This is a genomic window from Pedobacter insulae, assembly GCF_900113525.1.
Taxonomy (GTDB): Bacteria; Bacteroidota; Bacteroidia; order Sphingobacteriales; family Sphingobacteriaceae; genus Pedobacter; species Pedobacter insulae.
Genome location: NZ_FOPP01000008.1, coordinates 91,292 through 109,017 on the forward strand (window position 1 = coordinate 91,292; position 17,726 = coordinate 109,017).

Here is a 17,726-nt window from a genome sequence, read left to right on the forward strand (position 1 = left end):
CAGACTTACGCTAACTTCTAAAGCTTCATGGGCTTCTTCTTAAAAAACTTCTTCTTCTTTGGATAAGACGTACGTTCCGGAACTGCATCCGCCGAAGGTGCTTCCCCTAGATGTTCTGGAACTTGCATTCTATCAATTTGACGCTCGATTAACTTTTCAATATTCGCCAATTTGCGTCTGTCCTTGTTATTCACCAGCGTTATTGCGGTGCCGGTAGTCTCTGCTCTTGCAGTTCTTCCAATTCTGTGAATATAATCTTCAGGATCTTGAGGCGCATCAAAATTGATTACTAAGTCGATGCCCGTTACATCAATCCCTCTACTTAACACATCAGTTCCGATGATTACATTGAGTTTGCTGTTTTTAAAATCCAGCATAATTGCTTCACGTTCTTTCTGCTCTAGATCGCTGTGAAATGCGGCAGCTTTCAGCCCCAGTTTTTTAAAGACTTTTCCCAATTCCTTCACTTTCTCTTTTCTGCCAGCAAAAACGATAATGCGTTTATAGGTTGCTGATTTAAGAATTTCAGTTAATAGAGGAACTTTTTGCTCGTCGAAAACGAAATAGATCTGCTGATTAATACCTTCTGCGGGTTTCGAAATGGCAAGACTAATAGATTCAGGCTCATTTAAGAGCTTGGCAGCCAGAGTTCTAATTTTTGGAGGCATGGTTGCCGAAAACATTACTGTTTGGCGGTTCTTTGGTAAGTAACCTACAATCTTCATAATGTCTTCATAAAAGCCCATATCGAGCATGCGATCGGCTTCATCAAGCACCAGGTATTGCAATTTATCCATCTTTAAAACCCCCGACGAGAGGTGGGCAATTAGTCGGCCAGGTGTTGCGATAATAATATCGACACCCTCTCGCATCGAACGTTTTTGCTGTTCATAGGCGATACCATCTCCGCCACCAAACACCGTTAATGAACTAATATTGGTAAAGTAAGAAAGGGCTTCTACCTGCAAATCTATTTGTTGGGCAAGCTCTCTAGTAGGGGTGAGAATCAAAGTAGTATTGTGCCTATCGTGATTTTCGGTAAGCATATTCATGATCGGCAATAAAAAGGCGCCTGTCTTCCCAGTTCCGGTTTGTGCACAAGCTATTAGGTCTTTTTTTGCTGAAATAAGCGGAATGGCTTGTTGTTGTATAGGCGTTGCGTTTTTAAAACCCATTGCCAGTAAACCCTCTAAAAGTCCAGGGTTAAAATTAAAATCTTTAAAATCCAATGTTTATTTATTGTTGTAAAATACTGTGTAAAAGTACCTTAAATTAAGGCGAAAAGCAAATCGGTTTGCAGTTATCAGCTGGCGGTATTATTTTGCAGTTGTCAATTAACAGCAAAACCTAAAGCACTTTATCGTAACAGCGCTATCCCAGCTTCGAGACAGGTTATTACCTGCTTTGAGAATGATTAACCATGTTCAATAATTGAGGCTAAGTAGAATCCCAGTTGAGTCCGAGTTTTTTATATAAAAGTGGGACTCAACTGGGACTCAAGTGGGACTCAACTGGGACTCAGTGTTTATTTGGTACCTCTCATGTATACCGCTGATACCTAGCTTGTTCGAATGTGTCTCGAAGCAAATGCAAAGCAAGTACGAAGAATGTCGACTAGCTTAAGAATTTAATCCTTACCTTTTTGAATCTGCATAGCCAAATACCTTTTGTAATAGGCTAGTAGAGCGGGCGCCAATATTTTCTCTAATTTTTAGCTCTTCTTGGGCTACTTGATAAAACATGCCATCAATGGCTTTTTGAGCTACGTAATTAGAGAGGTTTGTATTTACAGGTTTAACCAAAGGGATTTTATTATAAGCAGTAGCTGCATCGCCCCAATATTTTGTGGCGCCAACTTTATTTAGGCTTGCAGTAATTACCGGTTCAAATTTTTGTAAAAGCTGGGCAGTAGTAACTCTTTTGAAATAACTTGTCGCCGCATCTTTATTGCCTAACAAGATATTTGTGGCATCAGTAATGGTCATTTGTTTAATGGCTGAAATGAAAATTGGTTTCGCTTCCTTAGCCGCATCTTCTGCTGCACGGTTTATACTTAAGATAACATTATCTGCAAGGGAGTTGAAACCTAAACTTCTTAAGGTTCTCTCTACTTGTTGCGCTTCTGGTGGAAATAGAATTTTCACAGCCAGGTTCCCTAGAAAACCATCTTTAGCCGAAAGCTGGTCAGCACCCTGCGAGGTGCCAATTTCTAAGGCTTGTTTTAGGCCGGCGCTAATCTCTAAGGCAGTAGGGTTGCCATTAGTCGGGATTTGCTTTAAAATACTTCCTATTTTGTTTTGGCTTTGAACATCGCAACCAGTAAAGGAAATAAGTGCAATAGCCAGTAAATAAACGCTGATCTTTTTCATAAGTTGTTGTAGTTCGGTAAGAAAATTATAAATCTCCTACTTTTCTTTCGCAATGTTAAGCAAATCTCCTGCCATTAAATGGGTAGATTTAGCTAATCTTACAAATTCTGATCGATAACCTTCTTTATCGCTTCCCAAAGCGCCCATAGCTAACTCAATTAGTTGTGGATAACTGCTATTTTGTTTAAAATCAGATTCTCTTAAAAGCATTCCAAACTCTGCTACGGCAGCAGCAAATCTAAAGTTATCGCTGGTTTTTGTGTTCACATTATCCATCACAACTTTTTGAAGGCTTTTGCTCACGTTTTTGGTAGGCTCTTTGTAGCGTAATTTTATAGTTAGCATTTCATTTCCGTGATAAGAGGGGGTTGCTTTTGGGGTCGACTGGTATTTTAAATCGTCAATGAGGCCGGCGAAATTGCTTTTTACCCCAACGGGGATGATTTCATATAAGGCAGTTACCGTATGCCCTGATCCCAAATCGCCCGCATCTTTTAAATCATTGTTAAAATCTTCGTCGGCAAGCAATCTATTTTCATAGCCAATTAAACGGTAAGATTGTACTTTAGCAGGATTAAATTCGATTTGCAGTTTAACATCTTTTGCTACGGTAAATAACGTTCCGCCAAATTCATTTACCAATACTTTTCTGGCTTCACTAATGTTGTCGATGTAAGCATAGTTCCCATTCCCTTTATTAGCCAGAATTTCCATTTTGCTGTCTTTATAATTCCCCATTCCATAGCCTAAAACCGTTAGAAATATGCCTGTTTTACGTTTTGATTCAATAAGACGTTGCATATCCGTATCGCTACTGGCACCCACGTTAAAATCTCCATCCGTTGCTAAAATAACCCGGTTGTTACCTCCCTTAATAAAGTTCTCGCTGGCCACTTTGTATGCCAGTTCAATTCCTTCTCCACCAGCTGTTGAACCCCCTGCGTCCAATTTATTTAAAGCCTCTTTTATGGTAGTCTTGGCATGGCCAGGAGTTGAAGGTAGCACCAGTCCGGAGTTACCTGCATAAACCACAATGGCTACCCTATCTTTAGGTCTAAGCTGATCAGTTAATAGCTTAAAAGATGAAACCAGTAAAGGTAATTTATTCGGAGCATTCATTGAGCCTGATACATCAATTAAAAACACCAAATTTGAAGAAGGTAAATTTTCGGTGCTAATTGTTTTTGCTTTTAAACCAATCTTAAGCAGTCTGTGCTGTTTATTCCATGGGGCAGGCGCGAGTTCGGTTACAATATTTACCGGATCATTTCCGGCAGGTTGGATATAGTCATAATCGAAATAGTTGATCATTTCTTCAATTCGAACCGCATCCTTTGGCGGTAGATTTCCGTTATTGATCATTCTGCGAACGTTACTGTAGGATGCGGCATCAACATCGATAGAAAAGGTAGAGAGTGGGTTTTTGCTCGCCTTATGAAAGCTATTCTCCATGATGCCCGCATAACTTTCTGTTTCACTGCGGGATATGTGGAGGCCGGAAATTTTGCCCTTTAAGGGGATTGCGCTCCCATGGTGTACTAGAGCCGATGAGCTTGTGCGGACTTCTTTTTTTTGACTTGCATAGCCCAATACCACTAATTCCTGAAGCAGCGCATTAGCGGCTTTAAGTTTAATGCTAATGTTTTTTTGTTTAGTTAATGTGATGGTCTGACTGTTGTAACCAAGGTAGGAAACTGTTATTTGGGTGTCTGTGTCTGGTAGCTGAATGTTAAATTTTCCATCGGCATTTGTGACTGTTAATGTTTTACTTGGAAAACTTTTAATGGTTGCGCCTACAATTGCGCGCCCGTCCGTATCATCAACAACACGACCAGTTAACTCGTTTATTTTAATTGCTTTAAAGGCTGCGAAGATAAACAGCAGGAGTAGAGGCAGGAGTAATTTTTTCATAATAGGATAAGTTTATTTAGGTGATGGAAATAGTTTAAGTTTTAATAGTGATGTAAGGTTTATGAGATTTCCATATCCTTATCGAGAAATATTTTTTATACTTGAGCAAAATAATATGAACAAACTGATTTGAAGTTTATAAAAAATACCAGTAAAGCTGAGGTGCAAGATGATCTTGCGCTCATTGCCCGCTATCGGCAAAGTGGCGACTTGGAGGTACTTGGCGTGCTTTATAATCGGTATATGCATTTAGTCTTTGGCGTTTGTTTTAATTATTTCAAAGATGAAGAGCAGAGCAAGGATGCAGTTATGCAGATTTTTGAAGAGTTGGTGACCAAGTTAAAGGTGCATCAGGTTCAAAATTTCAAAAGTTGGCTACATGTCCTGTCGCGCAATCATTGTTTGATGGCTTTGCGTAAATCTTCCAAGAATCCAACTGTTTCTTTGGAAGATAATTTTGTGGAAAATGATGATTTTGTGCATCTTGATATCGATGATGCGAAAGAACAACAATTAACTGTGATGGAAAAGTGTATGGAAGCATTGCCTGAAGAGCAGCGAAAAAGCGTAGACTTGTTTTATTTGCAGGAAAAATGTTATAAAGAAGTTGCAGATATTACTGGATATGATATGCTGAAGGTGAAGAGTTATATCCAAAATGGGAAAAGAAATTTAAAAATCTGTATAGAGAAAAACAGTGAACAATAACGAGTGGATAGATATAGATGTATTAGAAGATTACCTCGACGGTAAGCTTGATGCTAAAGCTATGTACCAGGTGGAAAGGCTTTCATTGGAAGATCCTTTTGTAGCTGAAGCGCTAGCTGGCTTGAGCCAATCGCCAAAACGTGTGGAGTCTTTATCGTTGCTGCAAAAGCAATTACAAGAGCGTATTGCGCAGAAACCTGTTGACAAAAAACGCTGGCAGATTACATCACAGCGATTAAGTATTGCTGCGGCTGCTGCCGTTTTATTTGTAACAGTGAGTTTATTATTCTGGATGCGTGAAAAAGGTAACCGTGAACAATTGGCAGCTCAGGCACCTAAAAGTATAGAGGTTGCCATTCCTCCTGTTTCAACAAATGAAAAATCTAGTGCTGAACTTGATAAAGTCATTGCAGCTGCTAAGGCAAATAGTTATGCTGGAAATGTGAAAAAAACGGTTAAGAAGCCCCTTGCTCCTGTAGCTGCACCAATAGTTGAACAGGCTACGGTTGATGCTCCTGCACTTTTAACTTTTCGTGCAGCTGAGGAGGCAAAAAAAAGCAAGGTAGCTAATAGCCCAATGGCTAGTTTGCAAGGCAAAGTTAGTGGCCTTAAGATTGGAAATGATAAAAATTCTGTTAAAGGTTTCGTTTATGGAGAAGACAAGCTACCAATAGTTGGGGCCGCTGTTACGTTTAAAGGAACATCCATCGGTGCAGTAACAAACGAAAAGGGAGAGTTCAACTTGACTCTAGATAGTTTAGTGAAAAATAGTAAACTAAACGTAGCTTATCTTGGGTTCCTATCAAAGGAGGTTAACGTTAAAAAAGGCGACAACCTTGGGATTGAGTTAAAGGCCGATAACAGCTCATTGAATGAAGTGGTGGTAGTTGGTAAGGCACCATTGAAGAGAAAGATTGCTAGTGCTACATCAACAGTATTTGTTCGGCCTGAGCCGGTAGGAGGTTGGGATAAATTCCAAACCTATTTGATTGATAATAATAAGTTACTTGTGGATAAAAAACCAATTGGTAAGCATATTACCGTATCTTTTGACCTGGAGAGTGACGGCACGCCGATCAATATAAGTGCATCGCCTGTTTTAAAAAGTGCGCAACCACTTTCTGAAGGCGAGCTAAAAGAAGTGAGTCGATTATTTAAAGAGGGGCCGAAATGGGTGTTGCCAAATAATAGTGCTTCTGGAAGTACAACTGTGAATATCGTATTTTAAAAAAATAAGGAGCGTTTGGTTTAACCTAAAAAGAAACTTAAAATATAATAAATTATTGCTGCTAGTAGGGCTGAAATAGGAATGGTTAGTACCCAGGCCCAAATCAATTTAATAGTTACCCCCCATTTTACAGCCGAAACGCCCTTCGTTAATCCAGATCCTATAATTGATCCGGTAATGGTATGAGTGGTACTTACAGGCACTTTTAAATGTTCAGTAAAATATAAGGTTAACGCTCCTGCGGTTTCTGCCGTTACTCCTTCGAATGGGGTTACTTTAGTAATTTTTGAGCCCATTGTTTTAACAATCTTCCAGCCGCCGCTCAATGTTCCTGCAGCAATTGCGCTGTAACAAGCTAAAGGGATCCACCCTGGCATTTGGCCTGCTATGTCTTGTCCATTCGGTCCTTTAGCAGGTAAAGATACGTGTAGCCAGTCTGGTAAGCTTTCCATTGGAACACCACTGGTATGGATATAAACAACAACTGCTGCGGCAATGATTCCCATTACTTTTTGAGAGTCGTTACCTCCATGGCCTAAACTGAATGATGCTGATGATAACAATTGCATTTTACGTAACCAAGCCGTTGATTGTGTTTGGTTTAAGCTGCTAAAGATTAAACAAAAGAAGCTAATGGACAAGACAATGAAGCCTACCAACAGCCATTTAATGTTATGTGATTCAAGAACAACACTCAGGAAATGGGATTCAAATCTAGGCTCTTTAATTTCATTATAGAATAGCATTTGCTCATATACAAACCAAGTGGTTAGCGTCATTAAAGTTAGCGTAAAAATCTTTGGCCAAATACTTTTTTTAGATGAATGCAATAGCCAGATCGAAATAAAATAAGATACAATTGCGCCAATAAACGGGGCTAAAACAATGAAACCAATGATGACCAAAACGCCTGTAGGCATTTCGCCAACTTTCCCTTCTTTATACCAATTTACTACATTAATACCCGCATGCGCAATTGCTGCGCCGGCAAAGCCACCAATTAACGTATGTGAAGAGCTAGATGGAATTCCGAACCACCAGGTAAATAAATTCCATATAATCGCGGCTATTACCCCTGCGAGAATTACAATCAGGTTAATTTCCATGGTGTGCGCAGTTTTTGCCACTGTATCAGCTACTCCAAATCCGAATACCCAATAGGCCAAGAAGTTAAAAAATGCTGCCCAAACAACGGCTTGGAAAGGGGTTAAAACCTTTGTAGCCACAATAGTAGCGATTGCGTTGGCAGCATCATGAAAACCATTTATATAGTCGAACACAAGTGCTAAGACAATGATTATAAAAAGTAGGGTTAAGGTTGTCATGTAGGTAGCTTAAGCGTTTTTAACCAAAATAGATTCCAATACGTTAGCTGCATCTTCGCATTTATCGGTTGCGATTTCTAACGTCTGTAAAACTTCTTTTTGTTTAATCAATTCTATAGCGTTGGTTTCAAATTCAAAAAGACGTGCAATTGCTAAATTACATACGTAATCTGCCTGATTTTCGGCGCTGTTAATTCTTACACAGGCATCTGCAATTACGCGGATATTTTTAAAGCTTCTCAATTCTTTAATTGCTTTCTCTAAGTCGCCACACATCTCCACTAAAAGTTCAGCCAATTTAATCATCGCATCGCCAATGTTAGTCAATTGGTATAGTTCTATATTGCCAGCTGAGGCATGAATGTAATCCGCAATATCATCAATTGCACTCGCCAGTGTATGGATGTCCTCACGGTCGAACGGGGTGATAAAGTTTTTACTTAATTCGATAAAGATAGTGTGTGTAATATCATCGCCTACGTGTTCCAGACGTTCTACTTCCTTAATGGCTTCTTTTCTTTTTTCCATGTCATTGGTAGTTACTACCACTAACAAAGCCTCGGCAATTTTTAATACATTGCTTCCTGCTTGTTCAAACAGGGGTTGAAATTTTTTATCTTTAGGTGTAAAGAAGCTAAATATGCTATTCATGTCAATCTAATAATATCTGCAAAGCTACAAAGGCAATGTTAAGTTAATGTTAACAAAGTGAATGAAGTTCATTTTGTTAGTATTACCCCTTCTCCAGTGTAAAGGCAAAGGTAGTTCCGATATTCGGTGTACTACGCACAGATATGGTTTGCTGATGTGCTTCAAGGATGTGCTTTACAATAGCTAAACCCAGACCAGTTCCTCCTTCTTTTCGAGATCGATGGGAATCTATCCTGTAAAATCTTTCAAACAAGCGAGGTAGGTGTTTTTCTTCTATTCCGATGCCGTCATCTGTTACTTCGATTAGAAATTGATCATGCAGTTCGAATATTTTAATAGCCGTTGATCCATTTTCTTTGCCGTATTTAAGGGAGTTTTGAACAAGGTTGATCAAAATTTGTCTTACTTTCTCCCTATCGGCGTTGACCAGGGTGGGAGTGGTGTATTTGTCTTTAAAGGATAATTTGATGTGATCATTTGCGGCACTATCTTCCAAACTCTCCATTACCTCTTTTGCCAGCGGTACAAAATCAAATTTCTCATAATTGATAGGGATTTCTCCCGTTTCTAATTTGGAAATTGAATCGAGGTCATTAATTAGATAGCTTAAGCGTTCAATGTTATTCTCCGCTTTCTTTAAAAACTTCATCGCCATTTCCGGATCATCTACCAAGCAATCTTGCAAGGTTTCTATATAACCTTGGATGGAGAAAAGAGGTGTTTTAAACTCATGAGAAACATTGGACAAGAACTCTCTTCTAAATTGTTCTTGCTTTTTTAGCAGGTCTATTTCTTTCTTTTTGGCGCCTGCCCATTCCTTTACCTCTTGTTCAACGTCGTTGATTGGATCTGCGCTAACATATTCTCCCAACGCTTCTTTCAAATCCTTCCCTAATTTAAGATTGTGAATCAACTTATAAATGAGCTTAATTTTAGTATAGATATATTTCTCCAATAGGTAATAGAAAACTAAAAAACTTGTGATAAAAGAAATACCAAAAGAAATTAACAAGTAATACCAACTTCCCTGAAAGTGAAAATTAACTAAACCGATAGAGAGACCCACGGCAAGTGCAGTGATTAAAACAAGTACGCTTAGCTTCATGAAGCTAATTTAAGGGTTTTAAGTTAAGGAAATGTTATCAGAACGTTAAAAACTTAAAGGTGTAGTAACAGGCTAAGATTTAATATTTAACTTTCTTTTTCAGTTAAGTACCGCCAGTATCTTTTTGGTACGTGCTTCGTATGGAGCTTCGTGTTTTTTCGCGAAATGATATTCGTGCTTTTAAAGTAATCTTTCCATAAAGTGGAGTAAAAAACTTCTTTTGGGTCCATAAAGCTTACAGCAGATCCGGAGCTTAGCTTATTATTAAAGTCCATATTTATTTCTTCAACGGTTTTCAAGTTGTAATATAACCCATATCGACGTCTATGATCGTAGATTAGCCATTGCTGGTCACCATAGCGATCTTTAAAATGTTTAGAAATTAAAGGTAAAACATTAAAGTCAGGATCAATGCTACAATAGAACACTCTATCTTTAGTTTCTTTAAATCGGATAAAGGCTTCCATTCTGTGTTTCTCCCGTTCAACACTTTTTGCATACTTTGAGATGGCTAGTACATGGGGGTCACCATAATTCTTTTCTGCGCCGACATGATTTTTAAAGACATAACAGCAAAACTGGAAAATATGGTTAAAGGCTTCGGGAGTTTCAGATAGATAGCAACAATATAATTTTCTTAACCATGCTCTGTCTAGTCGTTTCAGTAAGCCTTTTAGCACCCGGTCTGCTTTTTCTCGGCTCGTTTGTATGGTTAAAAACGCCATAAAAGCATCTGGTTGGTGGCCTACGTCAGGCATTAACGTAACTTTCCCTGGCCTTCGTTCAAACCACTCGAAAACGCTGGTAAGTAGCCCCTCTAGAGATCTGTCAAATAAGTACACCATTTCAGTTATATATATTAAAAAAGTAATAGCTGATTGTTCGCATTTTTCAAGTATTTGCTTTCGCTTTCAGTTAAAATAAATGCTTTGATTTGGTGAGCCTGAAAATCCCTTAACTGAAATGGGGAGTCTATACATTTGATAAAGTGTTTAGCGCGATTGTATGCAACTCCGATTTTCTTTAATTGATCAATTCTTAGCTTTCCAAATTTCCGAGCCTCTACAATTTTGTTAGCCGAAGAAATACCTATGCCAGGAATTCTCATGATCATACGATATGGAGCTACATTGATATCAATCGGAAAATGATGCAGATTTCGTAGCGCCCAACTTAATTTTGGGTCAATATCTGTATCAAGATGTGGATTTTGGTCATTTAATATCTCTTGAATATTAAATCCATAAAATCGCATCAGCCAATCTGTTTGGTAAAGTCTGTTTTCGCGTAGCAGGGGAGGTTGGGTTCCGATTATTGGCATTCTGGTATCGTTGCTAATGGGGATATATCCAGAGTAATAAACTCTACGCAGGGAAAAGTTCCTGTAGAACGTGTCAGCGGTATACATAATTTCTTTATCCGTTTCGGGTGTTGCACCGATCACCATCTGGGTGCTTTGCCCCGCGGGCACAAATTTGGGGATATGTTTGATTAGCTTTTTTTCGTCTTTAAATTGGATGATTTGCTTATTCACAAAATCCAAAGGTTTAATCACGTCTTGATGGCTTTTCTCTGGAGCTAATAATTTTAAACCGCTTTCAGTAGGCATTTCGAGGTTGATGCTCATCCGATCAGCATATAAACCAGCTTCACGGATTAAATCTTCGCTAGCTCCTGGAATGGTTTTTAAATGGATGTATCCATTATATTTCTCCTCCAATCTTAATTTTTTCACCACTCTCAACAATCTTTCCATGGTAAAATCTGCGTTTTTAAAAATGCCTGAGCTAAGGAATAGACCTTCAATATAATTGCGCCTATAAAAATTCATGGTTAAGGATACTACTTCATCTACTGTAAAAGCTGCGCGTTCAATATCATTACTTTTTCTAGACACACAGTAAGCACAGTCAAAAATGCAGTGATTGGTTAGTAGGATTTTTAAGAGGGAAACGCACCTTCCATCTTCTGTATAGGTATGGCAAATGCCGGAGATGTGACCGTTTCCAAGACCCCTTTTGTCATTCTTGCGATCGCTACCACTTGAAGAGCAAGAAACGTCGTATTTTGCAGCATCAGCTAAGACGGTTAATTTTTTACGAATACGATCAAACATTACAAATACTATTTCCAGCAAATGTAAACTTTTTGCTAAAAAAATTAGCATTTAATTCATAGCTGTAAGCTCTTTATTTTTTTCCTTCCCATTCGCCATAGAACTGGTCCAAATAGCTTAACATAAAATGATGTCGTTCTAGTGCGATAACTTTACCCGTCTCGGTATTCATCATGTCTTTTAAAAGCAATAGCTTTTCGTAGAAATGATTAATAGTAGGCGCAGTAGTATTTTTATAACTCTCCTTCGAATGATTTTGTACGGGTGGTATTGCCGGATCATACAGTACCCTGTTCTTAAACCCCCCATAAGTAAATGCTCTTGCAATGCCAATCGCACCAATTGCATCTAGGCGATCTGCATCTTGCACAATTTGCATTTCTTTGGAAGTAAATTTATTTTGATCAAAGCTGTTTTTAAACGACATGTTTTGAATAATCAATTTAACGTGATCAATAACTGCAAGTTCTACGTTAATGGATTTTAAAAATGTTTCTGCTTTATTCGGTCCAATTTCTTCATCGCCATTGTTAAATTTCGGATCGGCTATGTCGTGGAGCAATGCGGCAAATAACACCACCAATTCGTCGCCTTTTTCAATAGCATTGATGGCTTTGGCCGATTTATATACCCTTTCGATATGAAACCAGTCGTGGCCCACCTCTGCACCGGCCAGGGTTAGTTTTACATAATTGATGGTTTGTTGAATAGGATTCTGCATGCCTGCAAAGGTATAGAATTTTGTCTTTCTGTTTTTTGCTTAAGGGACAAAGCTTAGCGGCGGGCAAATTTTTCTGGTTCGAAATGGATGAGCGCCATTACTTCTACTTCTAAAATCAAGGCAATATGGAAAAGCCTGTCTAAGGTTATTTTACTATATCCTAATTCAATTTTACTATACGCATTTTGCGAAATCTCTAATTTTGCCGCTAAATAATCTTGTGTATAATTTCTATACTCTCGCACTTTACGGATATTCGCAGCAACCGCCTTCATCTCCAATTTTAATTTCTCTTTCATGATAAAGCAAAATCAATGATTTTAACTCTATTAACGAATGAAAAGTAAAGAAGGTTTTAAATAATTAGTCGTTTAGGTCTTTTATTGGCTTAGGTCTATCTTCTTCAGGTCTTCTACTTCCATCATACAACTCATATTCGAGCATTCGGCAATCTAATTTACCATTGTAAAATTCTATCTTTTTATCAGCTTTTAGTCCAATTTTTTTAGCCAGATCGGGATTTCCGGTAAAGATATAACCGAAGTAGCCTTTGCATTTCTTTTTCATGAAATCGCCCATTCGTTTATAGGTAAGCTCCAGTTTGCTGTGAACACCTAAACGCTCTCCATATTCTGGGTTAAAAACGACCACACCTTTACCGCCTTCGGGTACATTGGTTTCCTCAAAATCGCAAACTTCAAAGGTTATCAAGGTGTCAACGCCAGCAGTTTTAGCATTCCTGCGACTAACTTCAATGGCATCTTCAGAAATATCTGTTGCGATAATTTGAAAGTCGATATTTTTGATCACCTGATCTTTCAGGATCCTTCGCTCCGCAAAAAACACTTCCTCATCATAACCCAGAATATGCATAAATCCATAGTTCATTCTAAATAAACCGGGGCGACGATTAGTAGCTATCAAAGCCGCTTCAATAGCTAATGTTCCTGAACCGCACATTGGGTTGATAAAGGGAGATTTTTGATCCCAGGCTGTAGCGAGAACGGCTCCTGCAGCTAAAGCTTCTAGCATTGGGGCTTTTCCAGGTATTTTACGATAGCCATGTTTAGCTAATGTTTCGCCACTCGTGTCAATAAATACGTCAGCTTCGTTGTCTTTCCAATATAAATGAATAACCGTTTTATTAGCGTCGGATCCAGAATTGGGCCTGATGTTCTTTTGCTCTCTAAAACGATCTACGATCGCATCTTTTACTTTTAAATTAGCAAATAAAGGAGTAGTGATTGTCGGATTGTCAACGTTGGAAGTTACCGAGAAATAACCGGCAAAATCAATTAACTCTTCCCACTCGATGCCCACCAAAGCTGTATAAAGTTCATCTGGTGTATTGGCCTTGAAACTATTGATGCAGTATAAAATCTGACTGGCGCAGCGAAGATTTAAGTTTAGCTTAATACATTCCGTAAGTGTGATGTTTAGCTCAACACCGGTTGAAAAAACTCTTACTATTTCATAGCCTAAAGCGGTAACTTCATCTTGTAAATAAGGCGAAAGCCTTTTGTTGCAGGTAATAATTACCTTGCTCTTGGTTTGGAAAACTTGCATCATAAGATTGCAAAGATACTATTTAGACTTGGATCATAGATACTCTCCATACGAATCCAGTCATGATACTAAGTGCTAAATATTAAAACTTAAAAAACTGTGGAAAACTTCATCCAATTTACCATGAAGATATCAATAAAAATTTAGAGATTTGGTTGAAGAGTAAAATTACAAGTATTGACATGGAAATTAAAGGAAAAGTACACGAAGTTGGGGCATTACAACAAGTAAGTGAAACGTTTAAAAAACGTGATTTAATTATAGAATACGCAGAAAATCCAACTTACCCAGAGTATATTAGGTTCGAAGCTTTACAAGATAAAACGGCATTGTTCGACTCGTTGAAACCAGGTGATGAGGTTGAGGTATCATTCAACTTGCGTGGTCGTCCGTGGACAAATAAAGAAGGAGTTACTTCTTATTTTAATAGTTTAGTAGTTTGGCGCTTAACTGCTTTAACCAACACAGCAGCCGGAGCAGCTGCTCCACAATATGCACCACCAGTTGATTTAAATGCGGCTGCAGGTGAGGAAGATGATCTTCCATTTTAAGATCTTTTTTAAGCAAAACAATTTTAGACAATGCTGTTTCTTAATAGGAACAGCATTTTTTTTGTAGTGTATTCGCTGTACGTGTTAAAAAGTGTTAAAACGAGGCTATTTAGGTATTAATCAACTATTTTTGAGCAATATAGCATGAAGAAAAGTAGTTTGTTGATAATTACGGTATTAATGACGCTGGCATTGTTAGGCGTTTTTGTAATGCAATTGTATTATATTAAGGAATCCTATAAGCTTAAATCTGAACTTTTTGACCAAAATGTGAATGCTGCATTAAATGCGGTAGTGAATAAGGTTCAAAAGAAAAATGCCTTTGTACACATCAATAAGAAGGGTAGTGAAATCCAAACAAAAAAGGAGAAAGGCATAAAAAGTCAGATGGATGCGATTGTTGCCTTTAAACTTAAATTTAAGGAAAGTGAAAATCTAAGAAAGTTTAAGCAAGAGCAACAGGTCTTTAATTATTTAAATTTTCAGGATAGCGCCATCAAGGCTACTTTTTTTTCGCCGGTAATGATTACGGAGGGGCAGTATAAACTCTATTCGGGACCAAATGCCAAATCTAACGAGATTGGCTTAGACATACAGGATATTAGGGATAATACGGGGAAGCTGATTAAAAGGAATGTAAGTCCGCGCATACCCCGTATTAAACAGGATCTGGAAATGGGCAGGCTTCCCGATACGATCAGGTACCTAGCTTTTAATCCGCAAGACTTTCTTCCCATTTTCGTTGGCTTTCCCTCAAGTGATCCAGATTTAGTTGCCAAATTTAAGCTCGAGGACGCAAAAGCGGAACGTAAATATCAAATGGAATTGAGTAGTCTGTATGCCGATACCCTTAGTTTATACAATGATGAAAGCTTAACAATCTTACAGGATGTAGCAACAGAAATGGATGATCCAAATATCCCTTTAAAACAAAGAATTCCATCCAAGGAGTTTTTGGATACCTTGATTAAAAAAGAAATGCTCAACAAGGATATCACACTTGATTACAGTTATTGGATAACACCGGTAAGAAACAAAAAAGAGGTTATCTATCAAAATGCATCTCATTCAGCTATATTGCCCATTGCTGATAATGCTTATGCGCATAGCTTATTTAGCAATGATTTAATAAGAGATCCTGGTATGCTATATGTTAGTTTTCCAAATAAAAACTCTGCTATACTGGAAAATTTATTTGCTACAATGGCCTCTTCAGTTGGCCTGTTATTGGTATTGATTTTCATTTTTACCTATACCATTTATGCTATCATCAGACAGAAAAAGCTATCAGAAATGAAAACTGATTTCATCAATAACATGACGCACGAATTTAAAACACCAGTTGCCACTATTATGATTGCGAGTGAGGCCTTAAAGGATCCGGATGTTGTAACAGATAAAAATAGGATAGGCCGATTGGCGGGTATTATTTATGATGAAAATGTAAGACTGGGAAATCACATTGAACGTGTTTTAAACGTAGCTCGATTAGAAAATAAGGAGCTGAAACTTGAATTAAGTCCTGTAGATTTAAATGACTTAGTGAGTGCGGTGGTAGATAGCATGGATTTACAGTTGAAAAAGAAAGATGCCGACGTAACTTTAAGTTTAGCGGCCAATACCGCTGTTATTATGGGAGATGAATTACACCTTTCTAACGTGATTTATAACTTGATCGATAATGCGAATAAATACAGTGTCAACTCCCCAAGAATTAGTATTAGTACGAAGAACACAGCTAAACAAATTACCTTAACTATAACAGATGAAGGCATTGGCCTTACGAAGGATCAAACTAAGAGAATATTTGATCAATTTTACAGGGTGCCGACGGGTAATTTACATGATGTGAAAGGTTTTGGATTGGGCTTAAATTATGTACAGGATATTGTTGGCAAAATGGGGGGGAGCATTAAGGTACAGAGTGAAAAGGATAAGGGTACAACTTTCGAAATCACATTACCATTTAAACATAGCAATTAAAAATATGAAGAAGATCTTATTAGTTGAGGATGATCCTAACTTAGGCTTATTATTACAAGATTACCTACAATTAAAAGGCAAATTTGATGTGGTTTTGTGTACCGATGGGGAAGAGGGGCTTAAGGCTTTTAATAAGCATAGCTTTGATCTTTGTATTTTAGATGTAATGATGCCTAAAAAAGATGGTTTTACGTTGGGAAAAGAAATTAGGAAAGTTAATGAGCAAGTACCTATTATTTTTGCAACGGCAAAGGCTATGATGGAGGATAAAGCCTCTGCATATGATTTGGGTGGTGACGATTACATTACCAAACCTTTTAGAATAGAAGAATTATTGCTTAGGATAAATGCGCTGTTAAAACGTGTTTCTAAGGATAATGCTGCTGTAGAACTGCAACAAACAAACTTTGAGATTGGAAAATATACTTTTGATTATACTACTCAATTAATCCATTTTAACGGGCAACAACAAAAATTATCGACCAAAGAAGCTGAATTATTACAATTACTTTGTTTGAAGAAAAATTCTGTGCTAACCAGGGAAGAAGCGCTTTTAAGTATTTGGCATGATGACAACTACTTTAACGGCAGGAGTATGGATGTTTTTTTAAGTAAATTACGGAAGTATCTTAAGGAAGATCCAAAAGTAGAAATCTTAAATGTACACGGAAAAGGCTATAAATTATTGGTCAACTAATGCCTTTGCGCACTAAAGCATAAATTCCTTCAATGCTTGTTGGGCATAATCTCCCCAATTTTTTAAGGCTTCTTTAAGGGTTTTACTTAATCCAGCGTTGGTTAGGGGTTTCCCTTTGGTAGGGGCTTTTAACTTATTGTCGGCCATAGGCTGGTCGACCACACTTGTTGCAAACCAAGTTATATGTTCATAAGGTAGCGCTACTCCTAATATCATGCCAGGTAGGCCGGTAAAAGACTCTGGTCCGCCAGACACCGGTATTTCATCGGTATAAAATGCGACTACATAAATGGAATCCATAATTAAAGCATTTGCTCTTCTGCAATCATAGCCCGCGATATTGCGAATCTCATTAGTGATTTTCCAGTTTATTTTTCTAGTACTGTCTTTAACCAAGTAGGTTTCTTCATAAACTTTCTTTTGAGCAATGCTTGTTTGCGCAATAGTGTTAGTAGCAATTACATTATTCTGTTGCGCTGCTCCAAAACCACCAAAAAAATCGTTTGTATTTGTTTCGGGCTCTATGGGTGTAAAAAGTGTTTGATTATTGGAAAATGCCAATGTACTTTTTAACACATTAAACTGACTTTGTTTTTTCTGATACTCCTCAAAGAACATCGGTAAATAAGAGTCTTTGGGGTTTTTTCTAATCATTTCCTTTATAAGGGCATGCATATTCACTTTTTTCTCGAAAGTGATTAGCCCCTGGGTTGAGAAACGCTTATTTTGGGCGAAAACGAAATGCGTTAGTAAGATTAAAAAGGCAAGGATATATTGTTTTAGTTTCATAAGAAA

The 17,726-nt window shown here is 37.9% G+C and carries 17 protein-coding genes; 5 read left to right on the top strand and 12 right to left on the bottom strand.

All coding sequences use genetic code 11. From position 1 onward, the window contains the following. Positions 1–17 precede the first annotated feature (17 nt). The 3 genes from BM207_RS13790 to BM207_RS13800 all read right to left on the bottom strand — a co-directional run bounded on the left by BM207_RS13790 (position 18) and on the right by BM207_RS13800 (position 4,280). Entirely contained in the window at positions 18–1,229 is a 1,212-nt protein-coding gene (locus BM207_RS13790) for a DEAD/DEAH box helicase (RefSeq protein ID WP_177217127.1), read from the bottom strand. A 405-nt stretch (positions 1,230–1,634) separates the two neighbouring features. Continuing rightward, positions 1,635–2,369 carry a DUF4197 domain-containing protein gene (locus tag BM207_RS13795; protein WP_090995329.1) on the bottom strand — a complete coding sequence of 245 codons (735 nt, stop codon included), beginning with the start codon at positions 2,367–2,369 and terminating at the stop codon, positions 1,635–1,637. Between the two features lie 36 nt (positions 2,370–2,405). Next, positions 2,406–4,280, bottom strand: a complete 1,875-nt coding sequence (locus BM207_RS13800) for a YfbK domain-containing protein (RefSeq protein ID WP_090995331.1) — start codon at positions 4,278–4,280, stop codon at positions 2,406–2,408. A gap of 129 nt (positions 4,281–4,409) precedes the next feature. On the opposite strand from BM207_RS13800, the gene BM207_RS13805 reads away from it, so the two are divergent. After that, positions 4,410–4,988 carry an RNA polymerase sigma factor gene (locus BM207_RS13805; RefSeq protein ID WP_090995334.1) on the top strand — a complete coding sequence of 193 codons (579 nt, stop codon included), beginning with the start codon at positions 4,410–4,412 and terminating at the stop codon, positions 4,986–4,988. Beyond that, positions 4,978–6,216 (top strand): carboxypeptidase-like regulatory domain-containing protein, encoded by a 1,239-nt coding sequence (locus BM207_RS13810; protein ID WP_090995337.1) that lies wholly within the window; start codon positions 4,978–4,980, stop codon positions 6,214–6,216. Before BM207_RS13805 ends, BM207_RS13810 begins: the two co-directional genes overlap by 11 nt. A 20-nt stretch (positions 6,217–6,236) precedes the next feature. Here the strand turns inward: BM207_RS13810 and BM207_RS13815 are convergent, their stop codons facing one another. The 8 genes from BM207_RS13815 to BM207_RS13850 form a co-directional block, all read right to left on the bottom strand. Beyond that, positions 6,237–7,541: an inorganic phosphate transporter gene (locus BM207_RS13815; RefSeq protein WP_090995341.1), complete on the bottom strand. Its 1,305-nt coding sequence runs from the start codon at positions 7,539–7,541 to the stop codon at positions 6,237–6,239. Positions 7,542–7,550: 9 nt separating this feature from the next. Continuing rightward, positions 7,551–8,192 carry a DUF47 domain-containing protein gene (locus BM207_RS13820; RefSeq protein WP_177217128.1) on the bottom strand — a complete coding sequence of 214 codons (642 nt, stop codon included), beginning with the start codon at positions 8,190–8,192 and terminating at the stop codon, positions 7,551–7,553. A gap of 82 nt (positions 8,193–8,274) precedes the next feature. Beyond that, positions 8,275–9,297 carry a sensor histidine kinase gene (locus tag BM207_RS13825; RefSeq protein ID WP_090995347.1) on the bottom strand — a complete coding sequence of 341 codons (1,023 nt, stop codon included), beginning with the start codon at positions 9,295–9,297 and terminating at the stop codon, positions 8,275–8,277. Between the two features lie 86 nt (positions 9,298–9,383). Further along, complete coding sequence (locus tag BM207_RS13830) at positions 9,384–10,142, bottom strand: TIGR03915 family putative DNA repair protein (protein WP_090995350.1); 759 nt, start codon at positions 10,140–10,142, stop codon at positions 9,384–9,386. Between the two features lie 14 nt (positions 10,143–10,156). Further along, a complete protein-coding gene (locus tag BM207_RS13835; RefSeq protein WP_090995352.1) occupies positions 10,157–11,413 on the bottom strand; it encodes a putative DNA modification/repair radical SAM protein in 1,257 nt (418 codons plus the stop codon). A gap of 73 nt (positions 11,414–11,486) precedes the next feature. After that, on the bottom strand, positions 11,487–12,134 hold the full coding sequence (locus BM207_RS13840) for an HD domain-containing protein (protein ID WP_090995355.1): 648 nt from the start codon (positions 12,132–12,134) through the stop codon (positions 11,487–11,489). Between the two features lie 53 nt (positions 12,135–12,187). Continuing rightward, positions 12,188–12,433, bottom strand: coding sequence for a helix-turn-helix domain-containing protein (locus tag BM207_RS13845; protein ID WP_090995359.1), 246 nt, complete (start codon positions 12,431–12,433; stop codon positions 12,188–12,190). 64 nt (positions 12,434–12,497) lie between these two features. After that, positions 12,498–13,700, bottom strand: a complete 1,203-nt coding sequence (locus BM207_RS13850) for a THUMP domain-containing class I SAM-dependent RNA methyltransferase (protein WP_090995723.1) — start codon at positions 13,698–13,700, stop codon at positions 12,498–12,500. Positions 13,701–13,882: 182 nt separating this feature from the next. Between BM207_RS13850 and BM207_RS13855 the strand changes: the two genes are divergently transcribed. The 3 genes from BM207_RS13855 (at position 13,883) to BM207_RS13865 (ending at position 16,931) form a co-directional block, all read left to right on the top strand. Further along, complete coding sequence (locus tag BM207_RS13855) at positions 13,883–14,251, top strand: DUF3127 domain-containing protein (RefSeq protein WP_090995361.1); 369 nt, start codon at positions 13,883–13,885, stop codon at positions 14,249–14,251. Between the two features lie 144 nt (positions 14,252–14,395). Further along, positions 14,396–16,234 carry a sensor histidine kinase gene (locus tag BM207_RS13860; protein ID WP_090995364.1) on the top strand — a complete coding sequence of 613 codons (1,839 nt, stop codon included), beginning with the start codon at positions 14,396–14,398 and terminating at the stop codon, positions 16,232–16,234. Between the two features lie 4 nt (positions 16,235–16,238). Beyond that, positions 16,239–16,931, top strand: coding sequence for a response regulator transcription factor (locus tag BM207_RS13865; RefSeq protein WP_177217129.1), 693 nt, complete (start codon positions 16,239–16,241; stop codon positions 16,929–16,931). A gap of 12 nt (positions 16,932–16,943) precedes the next feature. Here the strand turns inward: BM207_RS13865 and BM207_RS13870 are convergent, their stop codons facing one another. Next, entirely contained in the window at positions 16,944–17,720 is a 777-nt protein-coding gene (locus BM207_RS13870) for a GLPGLI family protein (RefSeq protein WP_090995368.1), read from the bottom strand. Positions 17,721–17,726 lie beyond the last annotated feature (6 nt).

Bases quoted from the DNA above. Each gene is read 5' to 3' on its own strand.
- BM207_RS13795 (WP_090995329.1), bottom strand. From the start codon at position 2,369: ATGAAAAAGATCAGCGTTTATTTACTGGCTATTGCACTTATTTCCTTT.
- BM207_RS13800 (WP_090995331.1), bottom strand. From the start codon at position 4,280: ATGAAAAAATTACTCCTGCCTCTACTCCTGCTGTTTATCTTCGCAGCC.
- BM207_RS13815 (WP_090995341.1), bottom strand. From the start codon at position 7,541: ATGACAACCTTAACCCTACTTTTTATAATCATTGTCTTAGCACTTGTG.
- BM207_RS13820 (WP_177217128.1), bottom strand. From the start codon at position 8,192: ATGAATAGCATATTTAGCTTCTTTACACCTAAAGATAAAAAATTTCAA.
- BM207_RS13825 (WP_090995347.1), bottom strand. From the start codon at position 9,297: ATGAAGCTAAGCGTACTTGTTTTAATCACTGCACTTGCCGTGGGTCTC.
- BM207_RS13830 (WP_090995350.1), bottom strand. From the start codon at position 10,142: ATGGTGTACTTATTTGACAGATCTCTAGAGGGGCTACTTACCAGCGTT.
- BM207_RS13835 (WP_090995352.1), bottom strand. From the start codon at position 11,413: ATGTTTGATCGTATTCGTAAAAAATTAACCGTCTTAGCTGATGCTGCA.
- BM207_RS13840 (WP_090995355.1), bottom strand. From the start codon at position 12,134: ATGCAGAATCCTATTCAACAAACCATCAATTATGTAAAACTAACCCTG.
- BM207_RS13845 (WP_090995359.1), bottom strand. From the start codon at position 12,433: ATGAAAGAGAAATTAAAATTGGAGATGAAGGCGGTTGCTGCGAATATC.
- BM207_RS13850 (WP_090995723.1), bottom strand. From the start codon at position 13,700: ATGCAAGTTTTCCAAACCAAGAGCAAGGTAATTATTACCTGCAACAAA.
- BM207_RS13855 (WP_090995361.1), top strand. From the start codon at position 13,883: ATGGAAATTAAAGGAAAAGTACACGAAGTTGGGGCATTACAACAAGTA.
- BM207_RS13860 (WP_090995364.1), top strand. From the start codon at position 14,396: ATGAAGAAAAGTAGTTTGTTGATAATTACGGTATTAATGACGCTGGCA.
- BM207_RS13865 (WP_177217129.1), top strand. From the start codon at position 16,239: ATGAAGAAGATCTTATTAGTTGAGGATGATCCTAACTTAGGCTTATTA.
- BM207_RS13870 (WP_090995368.1), bottom strand. From the start codon at position 17,720: ATGAAACTAAAACAATATATCCTTGCCTTTTTAATCTTACTAACGCAT.